At 55.4% G+C, this 20,519-nt stretch carries 13 protein-coding genes; 12 read left to right on the top strand and 1 reads right to left on the bottom strand.

Going from position 1 to position 20,519, the window contains the following annotated elements; genetic code table 11:
* Positions 1-278 precede the first annotated feature (278 nt).
* Together HSX14_RS31325 and HSX14_RS30030 are read left to right on the top strand one after the other, a co-directional pair.
* The gene (locus HSX14_RS31325; RefSeq protein WP_227337124.1) at positions 279-2,792 is read left to right on the top strand and encodes a site-specific integrase; all 2,514 of its coding nucleotides are present in this window, start codon (positions 279-281) and stop codon (positions 2,790-2,792) included.
* Positions 2,789-5,902: a site-specific integrase gene (locus tag HSX14_RS30030; protein WP_173179472.1), complete on the top strand. Its 3,114-nt coding sequence runs from the start codon at positions 2,789-2,791 to the stop codon at positions 5,900-5,902. Before HSX14_RS31325 ends, HSX14_RS30030 begins: the two co-directional genes overlap by 4 nt.
* Positions 5,903-5,919: 17 nt before the next feature.
* On the opposite strand, the gene HSX14_RS30025 is transcribed toward HSX14_RS30030, so the two are convergent.
* Positions 5,920-6,132 carry a helix-turn-helix domain-containing protein gene (locus tag HSX14_RS30025; protein WP_034021804.1) on the bottom strand — a complete coding sequence of 71 codons (213 nt, stop codon included), beginning with the start codon at positions 6,130-6,132 and terminating at the stop codon, positions 5,920-5,922.
* A gap of 147 nt (positions 6,133-6,279) precedes the next feature.
* Between HSX14_RS30025 and HSX14_RS30020 the strand changes: the two genes are divergently transcribed.
* The 10 genes from HSX14_RS30020 (at position 6,280) to HSX14_RS29975 (ending at position 20,499) form a co-directional block, all read left to right on the top strand.
* Complete coding sequence (locus HSX14_RS30020) at positions 6,280-6,513, top strand: hypothetical protein (protein ID WP_034021807.1); 234 nt, start codon at positions 6,280-6,282, stop codon at positions 6,511-6,513.
* Positions 6,506-7,666, top strand: a complete 1,161-nt coding sequence (locus HSX14_RS30015) for a site-specific integrase (protein WP_034021810.1) — start codon at positions 6,506-6,508, stop codon at positions 7,664-7,666. Before HSX14_RS30020 ends, HSX14_RS30015 begins: the two co-directional genes overlap by 8 nt.
* A gap of 11 nt (positions 7,667-7,677) precedes the next feature.
* The gene (locus HSX14_RS30010) at positions 7,678-7,962 is read left to right on the top strand and encodes a hypothetical protein (protein ID WP_034021813.1); all 285 of its coding nucleotides are present in this window, start codon (positions 7,678-7,680) and stop codon (positions 7,960-7,962) included.
* A 242-nt stretch (positions 7,963-8,204) separates the two neighbouring features.
* Positions 8,205-9,686 carry a sigma-54 interaction domain-containing protein gene (locus HSX14_RS30005; RefSeq protein ID WP_034021816.1) on the top strand — a complete coding sequence of 494 codons (1,482 nt, stop codon included), beginning with the start codon at positions 8,205-8,207 and terminating at the stop codon, positions 9,684-9,686.
* 49 nt (positions 9,687-9,735) lie between these two features.
* Positions 9,736-13,116 (top strand): DEAD/DEAH box helicase family protein, encoded by a 3,381-nt coding sequence (locus HSX14_RS30000; protein WP_034021841.1) that lies wholly within the window; start codon positions 9,736-9,738, stop codon positions 13,114-13,116.
* Positions 13,117-13,124: 8 nt separating this feature from the next.
* Positions 13,125-15,014 (top strand): DNA recombination protein RmuC, encoded by a 1,890-nt coding sequence (locus HSX14_RS29995; RefSeq protein WP_173179474.1) that lies wholly within the window; start codon positions 13,125-13,127, stop codon positions 15,012-15,014.
* On the top strand, positions 15,014-16,597 hold the full coding sequence (locus tag HSX14_RS29990; RefSeq protein WP_034021819.1) for a type I restriction-modification system subunit M: 1,584 nt from the start codon (positions 15,014-15,016) through the stop codon (positions 16,595-16,597). The genes HSX14_RS29995 and HSX14_RS29990 overlap by 1 nt, the downstream gene beginning before the upstream one ends.
* Positions 16,594-17,745: a restriction endonuclease subunit S gene (locus tag HSX14_RS29985; RefSeq protein ID WP_073662249.1), complete on the top strand. Its 1,152-nt coding sequence runs from the start codon at positions 16,594-16,596 to the stop codon at positions 17,743-17,745. The genes HSX14_RS29990 and HSX14_RS29985 overlap by 4 nt, the downstream gene beginning before the upstream one ends.
* A 139-nt stretch (positions 17,746-17,884) precedes the next feature.
* Complete coding sequence (locus tag HSX14_RS29980; protein ID WP_052155670.1) at positions 17,885-19,606, top strand: AAA family ATPase; 1,722 nt, start codon at positions 17,885-17,887, stop codon at positions 19,604-19,606.
* Positions 19,606-20,499: a hypothetical protein gene (locus HSX14_RS29975; protein WP_034021821.1), complete on the top strand. Its 894-nt coding sequence runs from the start codon at positions 19,606-19,608 to the stop codon at positions 20,497-20,499. Before HSX14_RS29980 ends, HSX14_RS29975 begins: the two co-directional genes overlap by 1 nt.
* The last annotated feature ends 20 nt before the right edge of the window (positions 20,500-20,519 follow it).

The following is a 20,519-nucleotide window of genomic DNA, read 5'->3' as shown; positions in this document are numbered from 1 at the left end:
AATCCGCGCATGCGCGGGTTTTTGAATGCGCGTGCCGCATGACTCTGATCTCAGCCGTCCAGTCAAGATCAGCTAGTAGGTCAGCAGGTCTGTCTCGTAGCGCCGCTTTAGAGTGGCCTTGGGCATATTGGATGTATCGATGTGACGATTTTTCCGCGCATGCGCGGAATTTTGAACAACTCAAAAATAAAATTGCCTAGCGCGTAGCTCTACCCCCAAAACCAGTGGCCTTGGGAATTTCACTATCAGGTAGTAATCCAAAAAGTGAGAGCCCATAAATGCCAGATACATCCAATCATTCGGAGAGTGTGGACCAGCCACACATCAGCCCTGACTCACGGCATGCACAGCTGCTAGCGTTGGCTGCAGATGCTGGGCGTGATGTTGGTGTGATAGCGGAGATGCTGAGGTTTCTGGATGTTCATTCGCAGCTAATTGATTTCCCCCGAGTCATGCAGGGGTTTGTGAATGCGCTTGATGCCATGGACATAGCGCCAGAGCTCAGCCTAGGTGCGCGCGATCTCAGAGCCTGGCGGGACGAGTGCTGCTGGATTATTTCAATCCGAAACAATCCTGATTTTATTGCGGTTTTGGGCCCCATGTTTTACCAGGGAGATGAACGGCGTACGCGCAATCCGGTCATCGGTAAGGGCGTACAGGATCACGCCTTCCCCTACGCGACGCTGTGGCACGAGCCTGCGGATTCAGAAAGCCAGCTGGATTACTACCGTCTCATTGGCCAACTTCTTGTAGCTTATCAGCAACGGGCAGATGATCTGGGGCTGCGCGGGCAGAGATACAGCGCTTACCTTGAACTCCGAGCACTCTGCGCACTGCAGATACTGTCTATACCAGATGATCTTAATATATGGTCCAGCTCTGCTGTATTTGCGCAGGGTTGCCGCCAATTCGACGCCGGCAGTTCAATCGATTACCTAGCAGAGTACTACCCACCAATAGTTCGTCTGGTCCGCTATCTCGGTGGTGAGGAACCGCCAGAACGTCACGGTAGCGGTGGCCATCGTCAGCATGGCGGCTCAAATAGCGCAGGCCTAGGTGTACTGATTAGCCAAGGGGCCACCGAGTTCCCGCTCGAGGATCCAGACGACCCAGATTTGCTCCCTGGATATATAAGTTTCGTGGCGTCTCAACCGCTAGACGATAATTTAGATGAAGCACTGCCGCTGGGCGAAAGAACTGCTGCACGTGAAATATGTTTGATCGATACAAGAGGTGAAGTCAGACCATATGTAGCTGAATTGCTCAGCCATGAGGGTATGCTCGCTCATATTGCTCGCAGTCGGCAGTTTTTACCGTTTGGCTACAACCTGCTCACGCAGTATGAACTAGCAAACCTACTGTTTGGTGTCACTGATGAATTTTTGCTCTGTCGGGAGCGAATTCGTAATGCTCCTGCCCAAGAGCAGATACAGAATCGGAGGCGCTTGGAGGGTCTGCTGGCACTTCATCTAATGCTCTGGTTCGGTCGTACACTTGAGGACTGCAAAAAACTACGGATAGCTGAGCGCAATGCTCGCCCGAGCTCGGTGCTGGAGTTGGTTCTTGCTGATGAGACTGGGCCAGCGGAGTTCAGATTTTTTGCACCGACGCCAGACTATGCAGCGGAAGAGCTCCTGCCTCGAGATGCCGTTCGAGCATCTCAGCCAACAATCTCGGTACCGGACATGGTTGGGGCGGCTGCGCTTGTTATGGCAATCCGGGACTTGTCGCCGGTGAATGGCTCGGCCGTTATCACCTGCAAGATCAAAGATGTCGAGCGTGAAATCCGAATCCTATTGGGCGAGCTTGGAGGCGAAGATCCTCGCTACACGATGCACAAAGTACGCTCCTATCTTCATCGCCAAATCATCGCAGACTCTCACGATGTGGTTGCAGCCACCATGCTATCGGGGATGCCCTGTCTTTCGGCAAACACAGCGCTGTATTACAGCCAGTACAGCATCAACTATCTGCGACGCCTGTATTGCCAATCAGTACAGCGGGTGCTGGCTGCGGTTTATGCCACCGTAGGATTGGAGGCTCCTAGTGCCCCGATTCCCGCTGTTCCGGAGGCGGCTGTTGGTGCCCGAAATTGCCTTCGACTGGATACGGTAAAGGCTAATCTCGAGGCGTTGCTGGTAGTGCTGCGTAAACGCCCTCGAAAAAATCTTCAGCAGCTTGTTCATTGGCATAACTGCTTTTCGCTGTGGACGGTTCAAATGTTCTTTATGGCGACCGGATGTCGAGCTATTCGCGACCCGTTGAAGCAGGAAGACGAATTTATATCGCCTGGGGGACACGGCGCGCTGGGGGACAAAGGCTCAGATGATGGGCATATGAGTCGCCTAGTAGTGTTGACTGACCTGCTAAAACGACAGTTAAAAGCCTATAAGGCTCACTGCAGAGCAATTACCGCACAACTCGAGTTACATACACCGGCTCCTACCAACGGATTTTTCCTGCGCTTAACCGATGATGGTTGTCTTTGCTACGAGGAAATTCGGCCGCTCCATATCAAAGCTGTAATGCGCCAGATTGAGGGTTTCACACCTCATGCAGTAAATGGCTTCCGTAAGTTCTTGAGAACTGAGCTCGCCGAGCGCGGATGTCCGCCTGAAACACTGTCGGCTCTGATGGGCCATTGGCTGAGTGGCGAAGAACCACAAGATATTTACTCGAGCTTTTGTCCGCGCACCTATGTCCAGGGCCTTCATACCTACTTGTTGTCACTCATGCGGGAGCTCGGTTGGACGGTTCGCAACAGCCACCTGGTTGTGGAGGCTGATGCATGAATAGCTCACGACTTTCGGATGAAATGCTGTCTGTTGTCTGGAGCCCGGATAAACATGATCCAGAGTGGAAAAGCGGATATCTGATAACACTCCGGGAGCGCTGCCAAAACTCCGGCAACAGCATCGGTGAATGGCTCTGCGGACAACGTTTGCTGCGTAGCTTTCCCATCAAGGAGATGCAAAATCTCGAGAATCAGCTCGAAAGCTCGACATTGCGCAACACATTGCTAGATGTTACGCGTCGGGCACAGCGTTTTAATCCGAGCTTGCCGCTGGCTCGAATAGCGATCGAAACGCAGCGCCGCCCTAATCCGATTAACCCAGACCTATACAACTCAGAGAATCTGTCGGCCAGTCAAGACTTGGTTGATTCGATGGGGCGCGCCATCAGGCGTGATCTAGATCAACTCACACCCCATGCGCGGATTGGGCTGCTTCTACTGAGTGCTGCCTATTATGGCGCTCTGATGGACATTCCCCAACTGAACGCGCTGACTCAGCTTGATCCTGGGCAGGTCATTTGGATATCCGGAGTACCAGAGTTTCGGTTGCAACTCTCAATCCGAGGTCAACCTGAGGCTGAGAACCGGCAGTGGTTTCCAGACCCAATAACGCTCTCGCTTCTGTCGCGCTGCGCTGCAGATCTAGCCGAGAACCGGTCTTACTTGGATCGAAAGGGCGGGAAGTTAAGGTGTATTCAAGCGGCGCTGGCCAAAGGAGAAATTTGCCCTGATAACCAGCCAGCCTCTCTAGAGCGAGTGTTTGAGTTGCTGCGTATTGAGCGTCAAACACAGTTGCCACAGCTGCTAATAAATTATGCTACAAGATCCAGCTTTGTGTCGCATTCTGTTTTGTCGGACTCTTGGCAGCATTTGAACAGGGACGCACCGGTACCAAGTAGCGAAGAGAAGCAGAAACGGAAAAAACACCGATTTCGCAGACCCCGAAAAAATGTTCCCGAATGGTTGACTGTATTGTGCCGAAAAGTCCGCAAGCGGCAAATTTCACCAGTCGAGAATATACCTCCACCTCAGACGCTTGAAGCTTTGATCAATGGCTGGGCGGCACTCCTGCTTCACGGCCGCTCGTTTTACGGCAACATGTTACGGCCTAAAACAGTTGCCAACTATGTTCGGGATGTCGGTGTAGGTTTGGACAATCTGCTCTGTGCCGACTCGATCTTGGAAGTTTCGCCGGATGCGCTTGAGGAGCTCTATGAGCTGATGCTAGAGGCTCAGCCCACCTCGTCTATGAGGAGGAATCTCGCCAGGGGATTATTGGAGTTTCATGGTCACCTGCAGAAAACTTTTGCGTATCCGCCAATCAGCCCCTATAGCACGCTGGGCATTGGGAAAACACCTCAGTTCGTCGATGCTCAGATCCTCAATGAGGACCAATATCGTCTGGTCCTCCGGGACTTAGCCACAGGCCCTTTGAGCCAGCGCTCACCACGTCTCGCCATCGTTGCTCAAGCCATGATGATCTTCGGATTTCGTCTGGGATTGCGCCGCAATGAGGCGCTGAAATTGCTGCGTCGAGACCTGCAATTGCCTTCGCTGTCTGATGCGCGAGCCGCTGCAGTAAGGCGTCGACATCAGAACCTCAAGCGGCTATCGCCTGAACGATTTACTGTTCTCGAGCGACCGATCAACTTGCTTATTCGACCACATGCTCAGCGCGCGTTAAAAACACGCAACTCGACACGGACGCTGCCACTTCACGTGTTGCTTGAGCCAGATGAGTTGCAGCTCATTGAGCGCCTGGCCCAGCTGCGCGATGACGAAGAGCTGAAGAGTCCATATTCGGAATTCTTGTTCTGTATCCCGGAATTCCAGACTCGATGGGTATCTGAGTCAACACTGATGCCAGCTATTCATGACGCACTACGCCGGGTGACTGGGTGCAGCGATATGCACTATCACCACCTGAGGCATTCGGCCGCGACTTGGCTGACGTTTAAGTTAGCCGCGTCAGCATTCGGTATTAGTCAGGAGGCTGGGTTGCTGTTCGGTGAGCATCCGCAAGCCATGAAATGGCTGCTGGACACAGAACGGTTCAATCGAGCCTTTCTTCACTCTCCGGAGTCCGCCACTCGACGTGTGATCCATATCACCAGCGCTGTGCTCGGGCATGCGAGTCCCAAAACATCCTTGCTCTACTACATCCATTGCATGCCATGGTTATCGGCGCTGTGCTGGCAGTGGAATCCTGAATTTTGGCCGCCTGGCCATGTCATTGCGAAAATTGCCCAGGTCAGTTTGCCAAACAAACCGGACGACCTACCTGCACCAGGCCTGCCTGCAGAGATTCGGCACATGCGGAGAATCATCGGTCGCATGCGGGTCTATAGGCGCAGCAACCAAGGAAAAATTAAGCGTCCGCTGATTTCCCATCAGAAGAGTGACGGTGGATGGGCACTGACGAGAATGAATGAAATCTCATCCATGCTCTCCTATGAGGCATACGCGGAGGCATCGGGGCAGTCGGTCAACATGGACTGGGTTGAGTTTACCGAGGCTGATCGATCAGCCATGTTGGAACGGGCGAGGTACATTAGCCACCTCGGCAAGCATCGCCTGCAGAGCCCAGCAATTTCTGACTCAGATAATAGAATTGAGCTTGTCCCAAGACCGCCTAAACACGGAGGTCTGGCCGGGGTGGTGGCCTATGCGGATCAGCTCTATCGCCTGCTAAGCAGCCGGCATAAAGCCAAAGCTGGTCGAGTGCTGGACGATTTCGTGGAACGCTGCTGGGCGAGCGAGACGACACTGCGCTTCTACTCCGGTAGGGATGATCAGAGTGCTCGTGAGTACCTGTGGCTGTTATCTGAGCTGGGCGTCCCTTGGGCTGATATTGAGTTCATCATTTACGATGAACGCACGCCCAGGCAAACCAAAAGTCGTTGGCGCACGGTTCTGGGAAAACCTCGTTTGAGGTTCATTGAACAAGTCCCGGAGAATCGAAGCAGCCAGAACAGTCACATAGGCATTCGAGTGATGCTGCGTTTGCCAGGTGCCAAGCCCACTGCTCAGGAGCAGAACCATCACTCCGGCGCCGCCTTGCGCTACCTGATGTTGATGGCTTCCATCGACTGGCATTTTCGTGCCTGACCATGTCCGGAGGGCATTCAGCCCTCCGGATCATCCTGCAATTCTAGCAAGTCTCCCACTTGGCAGTTCAGGTACTGGCAGATCGACTCCAGGTCCTTGAGCTCTACCCTCTGCGCGGTCTCGTGATACAGCCGCGTGAGGGTTCCGCGGTTGATCCCGGTGTCCCTGACCACGTCGCTGATCTTCAGTTTCCGCTCGCCGAGTAAGCGGGATAAATGGCACTTGACCATCCCAATCTCCAAAAATGATCTACAGAAGATCATTTTGTCCTTGCAAAGCTCAAAATGAGCGTTATATTGATCTGCAGGAGATCATTATGAGCATTCACAAGCTCATAAGAATCCGCTGTCGTTCAATTTAGCAGAGAGGGCATAACCATGTCTCACACATACCTGACTACCGAGGAACTGGCCACGCGCATGAGGTACGACGCGCGCACCATCCGTAATCGCTTGAAAGATTCAGTCCTGCTCGAAGGAATTCACTACTTCCGTCCCTTTGGCGGCCGCAAGATTCTTTTCATCTGGGAAGCTGTCGAAGAAGACATGCAGAAATTCTCGCGGGCTTCTGGGCTGGTTCCGATGGCTGGTGGAGGCATCTGCCATGGGTAAGATTCGTGCCCGTGCCGACAACGAAAAGTTGTTCTTTGACTTCACCTACCTGGATCAGCGCTGCCGCGAGCAGACCACGTTGCCTGATACGCCTGCTAACCGGAAAAAGCTGGAGAAGATCCTTGAGCGCATAGAGGCGGAAATCACCCTCGGCTGCTTCGACTACGCCACCTACTTCCCTCAAAGCAGCAAAGTGCAAGAGATCAGTCGGCTGCAGGCTGGCTGTGCATCGCTGAAAACACCACTGTTCAAGGATTTTGCCGAATTGTGGTTTGAGGAGATGAGGGTCGAGTGGCGTGATACGCACGCCAAAACCGTGCGCCTTACCCTTGATAAGCATTTACTGCCTGAGTTCGGCAAAAAAGAGGTCAGCGCCATCACCAAAGCAGAACTTCTGTCATTCCGTTCGGCACTCGGCAAAGTCCCCGGACAGAAAGGTCAGAGTCTGACAGCGACGCGAATCAACCACATCATGACGCCATTGCGCATGATCCTTAGTGAGGCAGCTGACCGCTTCGAGTTTACCTCGCCATATCTCAACATCAAATCACTGAAAGTCCCCAAGACAGACGTGGAACCCTTCACCTTGGATGAGGTGCTGCAGATCCTCAGCACAGTGCGTGAGGACTTCCGCAACTACTACACCGTGCGCTTTTTCACAGGCATGCGGACGGCCGAAGTTGATGGTCTGCAATGGAAGTATGTCGACTTTCAGCGGCGGCAGATTCTGATCCGTGAAACCTGGGTGGGCGGCAAGCTCGACTACACCAAGAACGACGGCTCACAGCGTGAGATCGACATGTCCGAGCCGGTTTACCAGGCGTTCCTCGGCCAGCGGGAGAAAACCGGCAGCGGACAGTTTGTCTTTAGCACCCGCGAAGGTACGCCGCACGCATACCGCAACATCAACGACCGGGTTTGGTATCCGCTGCTGCGTCACCTGGGTTTGCGTAGGCGGCGTCCCTACCAAACCCGTCATACGGCCGCGACCCTCTGGCTGGCTGCAGGCGAAAACCCGGAGTGGATCGCCAGGCAGATGGGGCACACCACCACCGAGATGCTGTTCCGTGTCTATTCGCGCTATGTCCCCAACCTGACCCGGCGTGATGGCAGTGCCTTCGACAACCTGATCAAAGCCAATCTCAAGGCCTGAGGAGCTTCCAAATGAAACTGATCAAACGTGACAACGTAACCCCCCTTCATCCATCGATGGAGGCCCGCGAGCATCAGTACCTCAAGCACTTGGCTTCAGCCATGAGTCATTACCTTGAGAACCCTCATGGCACAGAGCTTGTTTGCATCCTCGGCTCCGGCTACGAGAAAGATAATCGGCATGCCCTCGAAACCTGGGTCGCCTACCACCGTAATGAAGTGTTCGAAAAGCGCCTGGAGGGCCGAAGCCCGCTGGACTTCTTGATCGAGAAGCTTGAGAGCCTGTTGGGTAACTAAGTTCGAAGGGGCCGAAAGGCCCCTGCATTGTTCTACCTTGGCAGTGACGAGACTGTTCCATTCATTCGCCAATCTTCGTTTGTGTGGGGTTACCAGTCCCTGCCGGCCGCAGCTCAACTTGAACATGTAGTCAGGCATGTAAGGACCCGGATCGACGGATTGGTTTACTATCCCGGGCGCGAACCAGAGCACATTTTTCTCCTGCCCGCTCATGGGCAAGAGGGGGCGGGAGTATAGTGACAGTGGTAAAGAAGCAGCTCGTATTGGCCAGCTGGGTGGGCGGGAATGATCTCAAAGCAGTTGCTGGTGCTGAGGCTGGCCCGATTCTGGCGACCCTGAACACGGTGGCTGTTGATAAAGTCGAGCTGCTTTGTTCATACCCCGCCGAGCGCGTTGAACCCTACCTAGCCTGGCTGCGCCAGCAGGTCGATGTATCAATCACCGCGCATTACGTCTCCCTGTCTTCCCCCGTTCATTTCGGGGAGATCTACCAGGCCGCCAGTCAGCATTTAAAGCGCCTGAGTACTTCCAGCAATCAGCTTTCCATTCTGCTCAGTCCCGGCACACCGGCCATGCAAGCGGTGTGGATTCTGCTGGGCAAAACGCGCTATCCGGCGACCTTCTACCAGTCCTCACTTGAGCAAGGCGTTCAGCAGGTCGAAGTGCCTTTCGAGATCGCGGCCGAGTATGTGCCGGCCGCCAATACCATCAGCACCGACAAGCTGGTTCAACTCGCCGGGCTGGATGCCCCCGTGGATGCAGCCTTCGACAGCATCGTGACGCAGAGCGAGCGCATGCTGGCACTCAAGGCGCAGGCGCAGATACTCGCGACGAAGCAGGTCCCAGTACTGATTTACGGTGAAACCGGCACCGGTAAAGAGCTGTTTGCCCGTGCCATTCACAACGCCGGTCCACGTTCTGCAGCGCCCTTTGTTGCGGTGAACTGCGGTGCCATCGTGCCGGAGCTGATCGACTCCACCTTGTTTGGCCACAAGAAGGGCGCATTCACTGGCGCTATTACAGATCGGCCCGGGGTGTTCCAACAGGCCCATGGCGGCACGCTGTTTCTGGATGAGTTCGGTGAGCTAACGCCGGATGTGCAAGTGCGCCTCCTGCGCGTACTGCAGGAAGGCACCTTTACTCCGGTAGGCTCCAGCCAGGAGCTCAAGGTCGATGTGCGGCTGATCACCGCTACTCACCGCAACCTGATGCAGGAAGTTGCTCGCGGGCGCTTCCGTGAAGACCTGTTTTATCGCATCGCTGTGGGTGTGCTGCACCTCCCGCCGCTCAGAGAGCGCGAAGGTGATCTGCTGTTACTGTCGGAAAAGCTGCTGGCCGGCATTGCCAGCCAGGATGCCAGCCTCGGCGATAAGAAAATTTCCGCAGAAGCAAAAAATCTTATCCTTCAGCATCCCTGGCGTGGCAACGTTCGCGAACTGCAATCCACCTTGTTGCGCGCGGCTCTCTGGTGCTCGGGCAATCTGATTGCTGCTCATGATATCGAGCAAGCGCTGTTCAAATTGCCGCACGCGCAGGCCGATGTACTGGCCATGGATGTTGCGCAAGGCATTGATCTACAAAAGATAATCGCCGACGTGGCAGGGCATTATCTGCGCAAGGCGCTGACGCTTACCGGCAACAACAAGACCCGTGCGGCCAACCTGCTTGGCCTCAAAAGCCAGCAGACGCTGAGCAATTGGATGGACAAATACGGCATCGAATAAAACTTGGCACGGTCCTCGCTCTAGGACCGTTATGGACAGAATCGCCTACATGAAATCAGTCAACTTCGAGTTTCTCCGCACCGGCAACGAACTGCTGGCGAACCTCGCTGGCCTCGCCGAAGCCGTTCTGCACATCGATCCGGGCAGCGCGCTCACTCGCCTGCGCAGCTTCGCCGAAGAGCTGACCAAAGCCATCTACAAGGAAGAGCTGCTGCCGCGTATGCCGCAGTCAACCTTTTACGATCTGGTGAAAAGCTCGGTATTCACCGACTGCGTCAGCAAGCCGCTGGTTCACCAGATCAACTTCCTCCGTATCCAGGGCAACGACACCGCTCACGGCGCTGAAGGTGACCTGCGCAACGCACAGCTGGCACTAAAGACGGCTCATCAGTTGGCAATGTACATGGCCATCAAGTACTACGGCACGGCACAGGCCGATATTCCGCCCTTTGCCGAGGTGCAGGATCCGACCGCGACCCTTGCCCGCCTGCAGAAGACAGTTTCCAGCTACGAGAAGGAGCTAAATCAGCAGCAGGAAGAGTTGCAGCGTGTCATGGAGAAGCTGGAGCAGGAACGCACCCGCCATCTCGACAAGCTGGAACCGCCTGCCAAGCCTGACCAGCAGAAGCGTCAGCAGCAGAGCCAGAAGGTTGCCGACAGCCTGCAGTGGAACGAGGCCAAGACCCGCGCCCTGCTGATCGACGCCATGCTGGTGCAGGCGGGCTGGGATATCAGCAATCCCTCGCAGGTCGGCCAGGAAGTGGACGTCGACTTTCCCGATAACGTTTCTGGCAAGGGCCGTGCGGACTACGTGCTATGGGGTGATAACGGTCAGCCGCTGGCCGTGATCGAGGCCAAGAAGTCCGGCAATGTCAGCCTGCAGGCCGGGCGCGAACAGGCTCGCATGTATGCCGACGGCTTCGAGCGTATGGGCATGCAGCGCCCGGTGATCTTCTACAGTAACGGCTACGAGACCTTCATCTGGGACGATGCGCAGTACAACACCTACCGCCCGGTGTATGGCCTCTACAGCAAAGACAGCCTCGAATACCTGATCTATCAGCGGCAATACCGCAAGCCAGAGCTGGAACGTCATAACCCTGATCTGAACATCGCTGATCGCCCCTACCAGATCGAAGCCATCAAAACGGTTGCCGCTCACTTCCAGCAGCAGCGTCGCCGCGCGCTGATCATCCAGGCCACCGGCACGGGTAAGACCCGCGTGGCCATCGCATTGGCCGAGCTGCTGCTGCGCACCGGTTGGGCCAAGCGCGTGCTGTTCCTGTGTGACCGAAAAGAGCTGCGCGTGCAGGCCGATGAGGCCTTCAAGCAGAACCTGCCCAGCGAGCCGCGCTGCGTGATCGGTGAAACCAATAAGGTTGATCAGACCGCACGCGTCTACATTGCCACCTACCCGGGCATGATGAACCGCTTCGCCCAGCTCGACGTCGGCTTCTTCGACCTGATCATTGCCGACGAAAGCCACCGCAGTATCTACAACAAGTACCGTGACCTATTCGATTACTTTGATGCCCTGCAGGTAGGCCTCACCGCCACCCCGGTGAAGTTCATCAGCCGCAACACCTTCGACATCTTCGGCTGCGAGACCACTGACCCGACCTTCGAGTTTGGCCTCGATGCAGCCATCAACAATGATCCGCCTTACCTGGTACCGTTCCGTGTCAAAGACCTCACCACTGACTTCCTGCGCGATGGCATTCACTACAACGACCTGAGTGAAGAACAGCAGCGTCAGCTCGAAGAAGACCTCGGCGAGGAGGAGGCCAAGCGCACCACCATCGCCGGCAAGGATATCGGTCGCAAGATCTTCAGCGAAGACACCGATCGCATCATCCTGGAAAACCTGATCAACAACGGCATCAAGGACGAGACAGGCTCACTGGTTGGCAAGACCATCATCTTCGCCCAGCGTCAGGACCACGCCGAGCACCTGGAGGCGCTCTTCTGCAAGCTTTACCCGCAGTACGGCAGCAAGGTTTGCAAGGTCATCCACAACGCCATCCCGCATGTGGATACCTTGATCAAGGAATTCAAAAAGCCGGGCAACGACTTCCGCATCGCTATTTCGGTGGACATGCTTGATACCGGCATCGACGTGCCCGAAGTGGTCAACCTGGTCTTCGCCAAACCGGTCAAATCCTGGGTGAAGTTCTGGCAGATGATCGGACGCGGCACACGCCTGCGCCCCGACCTGTTTGGTCAGGGCAAGCACAAGACCGAGTTCCTCATCTTCGATCACTATGGCAACTTCGACTTCTTCGAGCAGGAATACGAAGAGCCGGAAGATCAGGGCGGCAAGTCGCTCCTGCAGACCACCTTCGAAGCGCGTCTGGAGCTGGCGCAGGCGGCACTCAAGCACAACCATGCCGCCGCCTTCGATGCGGCCATCGAACTGCTGCGTGCCGATATCAACGACCTGCCGGAGAGCAGCGTGGCCGTCAAACGCGAGCTGCGTGCCGTGCACCAGTTGCAGCAGGGCGACCAGCTGCAAAAGTTCGACGCCAAGACCCAGCACCTGCTGGCGACCACCATCGCCCCGCTGATGTCGGCTCGTGTCCTGCGCGACAAATATGCGACCGCGCTCGACAAACTTATCGCCGGTATCGAGCGCTGCCTGGTGGAGCAGGCCAGCTGTTTCGAGGATGGCAAGATCACCTTGCTGGAAGAGATCGACAAGCTCGCCATCAATATCCAGGCCGTGCGCCAGAAGGATGCCCTGATTGCGGAGGTGCGCAGCGCGGACTTCTGGCTCAACGCCAATGTAGGCAAGCTGGAGCGTGCGCGGCAGGAACTGCGCGGCATCATGAAATACCGCAAGTCTGGCGAAGGCCCGACCTATACCACTCCGGGCACCCGCACCGCCGATGGCGGTGTGCAGGAGGCTGAGCGTCAGATCAAGATCGCCGGGGCCAACGAGGCGATGATCTACCGGCGCCGCCTCAAGGACATCCTCGACGGCATGCTGGCTGCCAACCCGACCCTGCAGAAAATCCACAAGGGCGAGCCGATTGCCGAGCAGGAGCTGAACTCGCTCACCTCGACCATCCTCACCACCCACCCGGGCGTCAGCCTGCAGGTGCTCAATGAGTTCTATGGCCGCACCGCCAGCGAGCTGCAATTGACCGTGCGCGAGCTGATCGGTCTGGATCTGCAGGCCATCGAGCAGCATTTCGCCCAGTTCCTGCATAGCCACCCCAGCCTCACGGCCCAGCAGGTGCGCTTCATGAACCTGCTCAAAAGCTACATCGCCCAGCACGGTAGCATCGTCATCGAGAAACTCTATGACGCGCCTTTCTCCAGCATTTCCCACGAAGGCATCGACGGTGTGTTTACCCCCGCCGATGTAGGTGAACTAGTGGCCGTGCTCAAGCCCTTCTTGCGCGGGGAAATCCCGCCCACCAGTCACTAGGAGTCAATATGCAAGCCAGTCAGTGGACACCCGAGATCATCGTGATCTGCGCAGTGCTCGCCCTCGCCGCAGCTGTCATCGGCTTTGTGCTCGCAACCTTGCGCCAAAGCCGGCAAATAAACCAACTCGGTGCACAGCTTGAACAAGTGGCAGAGGCCAAGACTTCGACAGAAGCACAGTCGCAAATACTTCAGAGCCAGCTTCGCGAGTCAGAGGGCCGTAGCCAGGCGCTTCAAGTGGAGGAGGGCAAGCTCAAGGTGCAGCTCCAGGCATCGGTTGAAACCAACGCTCGCCTGATGCAAGAACTACAGGATCACAAAGCTGTGGCAAGTGATCTGCAGGTGAAGCTCGACCAAGCTAACCGGCAACATCACGAAGCTGCCAAGCGCTTGGAAGCAGCACAGACCAGTGTTCAGGGTCAGCAAGAGCAGATGAGGGAGTTGCGCGAACGTCTCGATACAACGAGCACGGCCAAAACCGCGCTGCAAGAGGAGCGTGATCGCCTGAAGGATGCATTGGCGAACGAGGAAACTCGCGCCAAGGTGGCGGAAACCTCCGAGCACGATGCCCGCGCGCAGTTGGCTGAAACCAAGCAGCAACTGCATGAGCAGGTAAAGGCGTTCGGCGAGCTCCAGGAGCGTTTCAATACCCTGTCATCGGAGCACACCAAGCTCAAAACCACCCTGAGTCAGCGCGAGGAGCACTTCCAGGAGCAGATGACGCAGCTGGCTGATGCGCGCAAGTCGCTGACCCAGGAGTTCGAGAACCTGGCCAACAAGATTTTCGAGGAGAAGGGCAAGACCTTCACCCAAACCAGCCAAACCAGCATCGACGGTATGCTCAAGCCATTCCGCGAGCAGATCGAAGGTTTCCAGAAGCGCATCAACGAAGTTCACGATGCGTCCCTGCAGGGCAACACCAGTCTCAACTCTGAAATCAAAAAGGTGCTGGAAATCGGCCTGCAGATGAGCAAAGAGGCCAACAACCTCACCTCCGCGCTCAAGGGCGACTCCCAGCAACGTGGGGCCTGGGGTGAGGCGCAACTGCGTCGCACGCTGGAAATGAGCGGGCTGATCGAAGAGGCACACTACGAAGTGCAGGCAGCCTTCAAAGATGCCGAGGGCCGCTCCAAGCAAACCGACTACCTGATCAAACTGCCTGACGGCAAACACATTATCATCGACAGCAAGGTCTCTCTGGTTGCTTACGACCGCGCCGTTGGCTCCGAGTCACCAGAGGAATACCAGCTGGCCATGGCTGAACATGTCAAAGCGGTGCGCAAGCATATCGATGACTTGGCATCCAAGGACTACACCAACCTAGCCGGCATTCACAGCCCTGACTTTGTGCTCATGTTCATGCCCATTGAGCCTGCCTACATTGAGGCCATGAAGCACAACAAGGATCTGTTCGAATACGGCTACAAGAAGCACATTGTGCTGGTTTCCCACACCACCCTAATTCCCATTCTGCGCACCGTCGCCAACCTGTGGATGATCGAGCGCAGCAATGCCGAAGCGCGTGAGATCAGCGAGAAGGCTGGCGAGATCTATAACCAGGTATGCCTTGTGGCTGAGCGCATCGGCAAGCTGGGCGGTACGCTGAATACGGCGAGCAATCACTACAACAGCGCGATAACAGCATTGGCGGGTCAACAGGGGCTATACGGCAAGATTGATCGCTTCAGCCAGCTGTCAGCCAAAGTCAGCAAGACCCTGCCGACGCTGGAGCCTGTTCATGTTGATTTCCAAAACGAGCGACTCTCGCTGATCGTCGAGGCCCTCGACGAGTCGCCTGAGCCAAACGAGAGCCTGCCGCAGCTACCAGCCGACGACCACGAAGGCGAGCAGTCCTCTCACACAGAAACCAGCCCTAAAAACGAATTCGAGTTCTTCTGATGCTAACTGGCAAAATCCGCAACGATATCGACAAGCTCTGGGAAAAATTCTGGACTGGCGGCATCACTAACCCGCTGACCGTAATCGAACAGATCAGTTACCTGATGTTCGCCCGCATGCTCGACATGCAGGAGGACGTGGCCGAGCGCAAAGCCAACCGCACCGGCAAGGCCTTCGATCGCCTGTTCCCCAATACTCCGGAAGGCCAGCTGCTGCGCTGGAAAAACTTCCGCAACATGAGCGGCAAGGAGCTGCACAGCCACCTCAAGCAAAAGGTCTATCCGTTCTTCGCCAAGCTGGGCAGCGCCGAAGGCGAGGGCGGTGAGCGTGAAGGCCTTGGCCATATCAGCGAGTACATGCAGGACGCCGATCTGGAGATCAAGAACGAGTCCGTGCTCACCTCCGCCGTGGAGATGATCAACGACCTGCCGCTGACCCAGAGCGACGTGAAGGGCGATATCTACGAATACCTGCTGAGCAAGCTCACCACCGCCGGCATCAACGGCCAGTTCCGCACCCCGCGTCATATCATCGACGCGATGATCGAGCTGATCGCTCCGCAACCGACCGAGGTGATCTGCGACCCGGCCTGCGGCACCGCCGGCTTCCTGGCCCGCACCATGGAATACCTCAACCGCGTGCACTCCAGCCCGGAAGGCACCTTCACCGACGAAGACGGCAACCTGCATTACTCGGGCGACCTGCTCGAACCCTACCGCCAGCACATCAACAGCCAGATGTTCTGGGGCTTTGACTTCGACACCACCATGCTGCGCGTCTCCAGCATGAACATGATGCTCCATGGGGTGAACGGCGCGAACATCCGCTATCAGGACTCCCTGAGCAAATCCATCAAGGAGCACTACCCGCGTCAGGAACAGAACTTCTTCGACGTGGTGCTGGCCAACCCGCCGTTTAAAGGCAGCCTGGACGAAACCAACACCAACCCCGACGTGCTTGGTCTGGTGAAAACCAAGAAAACCGAGCTGCTGTTCGTCGCCCATATCCTGCGCTCCCTCAAACTCGGTGGCCGTGCCGCCGTGATCGTGCCGGACGGCGTGCTGTTCGGCTCATCCAAGGCGCACCAGCAGCTGCGTCAGGAGCTGCTCGACAACAACCAACTGGAAGGCATCGTCAGTCTGCCCAGCGGTGTGTTCAAACCCTACGCCGGCGTCAGCACCGCCATCCTGATCTTCACCAAGGGTGGTACCACCGAGCGCGTGTGGTTCTACGACCTGCAGGCCGACGGCTACTCACTGGACGATAAGCGCAACGAGCTGAAAGGCGAGGGCAGCAATGACCTGCCCGACGCCATCGCCCAGTGGCACAAATACCGGCAGATGGTCGAGGGCAATATCAGCGCCAGCACCATCAATACCCTGTTCGGCGACAAGCGCAAAAAGGCCTTTGTCGTGCCAGCCGAGGATATCGCCGCCAACAAGTACGACCTCTCCATCAACCGGTACAAGGAAGTGGAGTACCAGCAGGAGCAGTACGAAGACCCCAAAGTGATCCTGCAACGGCTCAAAGGGCTGGAGCAGGAGATTCTGGCGGATCTGGATGAGCTGGAGGGAATGCTGTGAGTTGGCCGCTGGTTCAGATTGGCAGGTGTGTCGAGAAGGTTCGGACGTGGAACCCTACTGGTGGGCCGGAGTGTATTTTCCAGTATGTGGATCTTAGCTCTGTCGATAAAAGCAAAAAAATTATTGACTTAGATGATGTGGCGGAGATTTCTTCTGCAGACGCCCCAAGCCGTGCTCGTCAGTTGGTTGTGACAGGCGATGTTTTGGTTGCAACAGTTCGGCCGAATCTGAATGGGGTGGCTGTGGTTCCCGCGGAGCTGAATGGTGCGACTGCTTCTACTGGATACTGTGTTCTCCGAGCTGACGAAAAAAATCTGCATGGGCGGTATTTGTTTTATTGGGTTCAAACAGATTCTTTTGTTGAGGAAATGATGTCTAAAGCTACTGGAGCTAACTATCCAGCGGTTTCGGACAAGATAATAAAAGAGAGCCAAATCCCCCTCCCCCCCCTGCCCGAACAAAAGCGCATCGCCGCCATCCTCGACAAGGCCGACGCTATCCGCCGCAAACGCCAGCAAGCTATTCAGCTCGCCGACGACTTCCTCCGCGCCGTGTTTCTGGACATGTTCGGCGACCCGGTGAGCAATCCGAAGGGGTGGGAGGTCAAGCCTCTGGGTAGTCTGGTCGTCAACAAGGATGGAAAAAGGATACCTATAAAAGCTTCAGATCGTGCTGATATGGCAGGAGAGTATCCTTATTACGGTGCGAGTGGCGTAATTGACTATGTGAATGATTTTATATTTGAGGGGCGGCACCTTCTTATTGGTGAAGATGGTGCAAATCTTCTAGCAAGATCAACGCCTATTGCGTTTATTGCTGATGGCCGGTACTGGGTTAATAATCACGCGCATGTCTTGGGCGAGAAGAATAGTCTATCGTTAGACTACCTTGCGTTTTCAATAAATATGCGGGGGCTTGAGTCTTTTGTGAGTGGTAGTGCTCAGCCAAAGCTGAATCAAGAGAATCTGAATAAGATTCCAATTCAAGTGCCGCCTCTGATTTTGGTTGATAAGTTTTCAGCCATTCTGAATGGGCGCCAGGAATATATGGAAAAAATGATTATCTCAGAGCCAGAGGTTCTGTTTAGTTCGCTCAGCCAAAAAGCCTTTTCAGGACAGTTATTTGCCAGGGAATCTCCATGCGTCTAGACACCTATCCGAGGCCTTGGTGCAGATTGCAGCTCCTTGGACGCAGTTAGGCGGCTTTCCAAAAGCGGCCTAAGCATCACATCTAGGCCATTCACCTGCCACCAGTCTGCCCAATGGGCAGCACTAGAGCATTAAAGCCATGCGCATTACGGAAATATCCCTGACCAACTTTCGCTCCTTTCAGGCCACCCAGTCCATCGCGCTGGCACCTGTGACGCTCCTTTTCGGACCGAACAGCGTAGGCAAAAGCTCGGTACTGATGGCGCTGTTCTACATCCAGCAAATTCTGGAGAAGGGGCAATGCGACCCCCAGCGCATTAATGCGCTGGGCGAAAAGCACGTTGGCGGTTTCAAGAGACTTGTTAACGGTCGGGATATTAGCAAGCGGATGGTCATAAAGTTGAGTCTCGATAAGTCCGGCTCAATTGGTGCCAGTTACAATCAGATCGTGGATCTGGTGGGTGACGATTTTGCGCTACCCGTTGAGAGTTCCACGGCCGATGCCAATCGGCTGGCCGTGGAATTTCATATCGCTTGGTCAAAAGCCGAGGATACGGCCTATGTGGCTTGTTATAGGGTGTGGCTGGATGACAGCCTGATTGCCGAGCTTGCTAGCGATGCTGGCCTAAAACAGCCCGTAATTACCTGGCTCAACTATCGTCATCCGGCTTTGTTAGCGGAGGCGGATCAGGATAACTATGAGGACTCTGCCTTTGTCAGTCGCTTCCATGAGTTGCTCAATGGCAATCGCAAGACGGAAACAGTTTCCAGGATAGATTCTGGGCGAAACACTGAGGTTTCCTTTGAGCATGCCGTCATCGGCTTCGCGGGGCTTGCCGGAGCCTTGCCGGTACCAGGTAAACGGCTTGAGACTGTCATCAATACGGATGATCCAATACTGACTGCGCGTTTGAACGAAATCCTCTCAGATGTGGTGGTCGCCCCCCTCGACAACTTGTTGGCGCTGCTTAACGATAGTCTGTGCATCGGACCGTTGCGCCTCATCCCGGATGCCCTGCATCAGCCTGATCCCTACCCTCAACAGAAGGGCTGGTATTCCGGTGCCGCCGCCTGGGATGTCACCGGACGATTGACCGCGGCCAGCATGGCAGAACTCAATCACTGGCTGAACACCGCAGAGACCTTGAATCTCGGCTATTCCCTGCGCTCGAAGAGCGTGATGAGCCAAGCCGCCTACACGGCAGGCGACGATACTTCCAGTGAGTTGCGGGCCTTACTTGAGACCTTCGGAGACGCCCTCAGCCTGGGCTTCTCTGAAGCGGATGCAGATGGCAATCCGTTGTCCGAAGAGCATTCAGTACCGCTAGCTGCACTGAAGAAACTGCTTGAGGCAGACAAAAATACCGCTGAAGCCAAAGCCCGGCAGCTAATGACAAAGGAGTTTCACAATAAGTGGGTGCTGTGGGACGACCTCAACAACATCGAGGTGGCCTTTTCCGAAGTGGGTGTCGGGATTTCTCAACTCTTCCCGCTGGTGGTCGCAGCGGTACAAGACAGGCAAGGCATCATTGCTTGCGAGCAGCCGGAACTGCATGTCCATCCTAGGATCCAGGTCGGCATCGGCGATTTGCTGACGCAAGCCAAAAAGAACACCACTTTCTTGATCGAAACCCACAGCGAACACCTGATGCTGCGGATCTTGCGTCGTATCCGTGAAACCTCCGAGCGCGAGTTGCCTGCGGGTCTGCAGCCCGTCTCTCCAGAAGATGTATCTATCGTCTACATGGAGCCAGGTGCGGCGGGGGTGAGAACCCGACGGATTGAAATAGACCATACGGGTGAGTTCGCCAGCCGCTGGCCCAATGGCTTCTTCGCTGAGCGTAGCGAGGAGCTGTTCTGATGCACGCCATATTTGCCATAGAGCCTGAAGCCATCAATAACTGGCAAGACTTGCGCTATGCCTTGGAGAAGTTTGGTTATAGCAAGGGGCTGCTGATCGCGCGCTATCCGAAGACCTGGATGCGGCTCGTGATGGAGGCTTGCCGTAGCAGAGGACTTGGCGATATCGAATTGAAGCGTATAGAGGAAAAACTACAGAGTGCCAAGGATGATCGCTTGGTACGGATAGGCTTGCCCTACGTGGGTACTAGCTGGTTGGAGAGTGTCAATGCTGAGGCTGTTTTAAGTCAACTATCAGCGGTCTTGGTGCGAAACAAAGTCGACCTAGATAAGTTTCATCGGATCGATGATGCAAGTGAGAGATTATTCGATAATCGCCGAGATTTTTGTGTTAAGCGGAATGCAAATGCGCTAGCAGAAGCTGCTAAGTATGTATTGGCTGCATCGGATCAAGTCGTGCTTGTAGACCCCTATTTTCAATCCAGGCGAAAATGCATAAAAGTGCTAAATTCTATGCTTAGCATTTGCGTGGCAAGTGGTGACCTGCCGAACCATATCTTTATCTTCTCAGACCACAGTAAAGATCACCGCCAACTAGGGGAGGTGAAACTTGAGTATGAGAATCAACTTAACGCCTGGGTGCAGCGCGGAGTCAGATTCAGTATTTTCAGGATGGCGGGTGACCAGTTGGATCAAGACGTCCATGCACGCTATCTATTTAATCAAAAGGCAGGTCTTCGCTTTGATCGGGGCTTTGTTGAGCCCGAAGCTCATAATGAACGGGAACATGAGACTGACGTTGTCTGTATGGATACAGATCTCGTCAATAGATTGTATGCGCGTTTCATTGAGGCACGCGCAACGATCGATGTGGTAGATGAAATTTTGCTGTAGGGCTCCCAAGCAAGCCTTCA

The organism is Pseudomonas tohonis (assembly GCF_012767755.2).
GTDB classification, from domain to species: domain Bacteria; phylum Pseudomonadota; class Gammaproteobacteria; order Pseudomonadales; family Pseudomonadaceae; genus Metapseudomonas; species Metapseudomonas tohonis.
This window is presented reverse-complemented; position numbering and strand designations above follow the sequence as displayed.

Coding starts and splice junctions, on each gene's coding strand:
- HSX14_RS31325 (WP_227337124.1), top strand. CDS start 279: ATGCCAGATACATCCAATCATTCGGAGAGTGTGGACCAGCCACACATC.
- HSX14_RS30030 (WP_173179472.1), top strand. CDS start 2,789: ATGAATAGCTCACGACTTTCGGATGAAATGCTGTCTGTTGTCTGGAGC.
- HSX14_RS30025 (WP_034021804.1), bottom strand. CDS start 6,132: ATGGTCAAGTGCCATTTATCCCGCTTACTCGGCGAGCGGAAACTGAAG.
- HSX14_RS30020 (WP_034021807.1), top strand. CDS start 6,280: ATGTCTCACACATACCTGACTACCGAGGAACTGGCCACGCGCATGAGG.
- HSX14_RS30015 (WP_034021810.1), top strand. CDS start 6,506: ATGGGTAAGATTCGTGCCCGTGCCGACAACGAAAAGTTGTTCTTTGAC.
- HSX14_RS30010 (WP_034021813.1), top strand. CDS start 7,678: ATGAAACTGATCAAACGTGACAACGTAACCCCCCTTCATCCATCGATG.
- HSX14_RS30000 (WP_034021841.1), top strand. CDS start 9,736: ATGAAATCAGTCAACTTCGAGTTTCTCCGCACCGGCAACGAACTGCTG.
- HSX14_RS29995 (WP_173179474.1), top strand. CDS start 13,125: ATGCAAGCCAGTCAGTGGACACCCGAGATCATCGTGATCTGCGCAGTG.
- HSX14_RS29990 (WP_034021819.1), top strand. CDS start 15,014: ATGCTAACTGGCAAAATCCGCAACGATATCGACAAGCTCTGGGAAAAA.
- HSX14_RS29980 (WP_052155670.1), top strand. CDS start 17,885: ATGCGCATTACGGAAATATCCCTGACCAACTTTCGCTCCTTTCAGGCC.
- HSX14_RS29975 (WP_034021821.1), top strand. CDS start 19,606: ATGCACGCCATATTTGCCATAGAGCCTGAAGCCATCAATAACTGGCAA.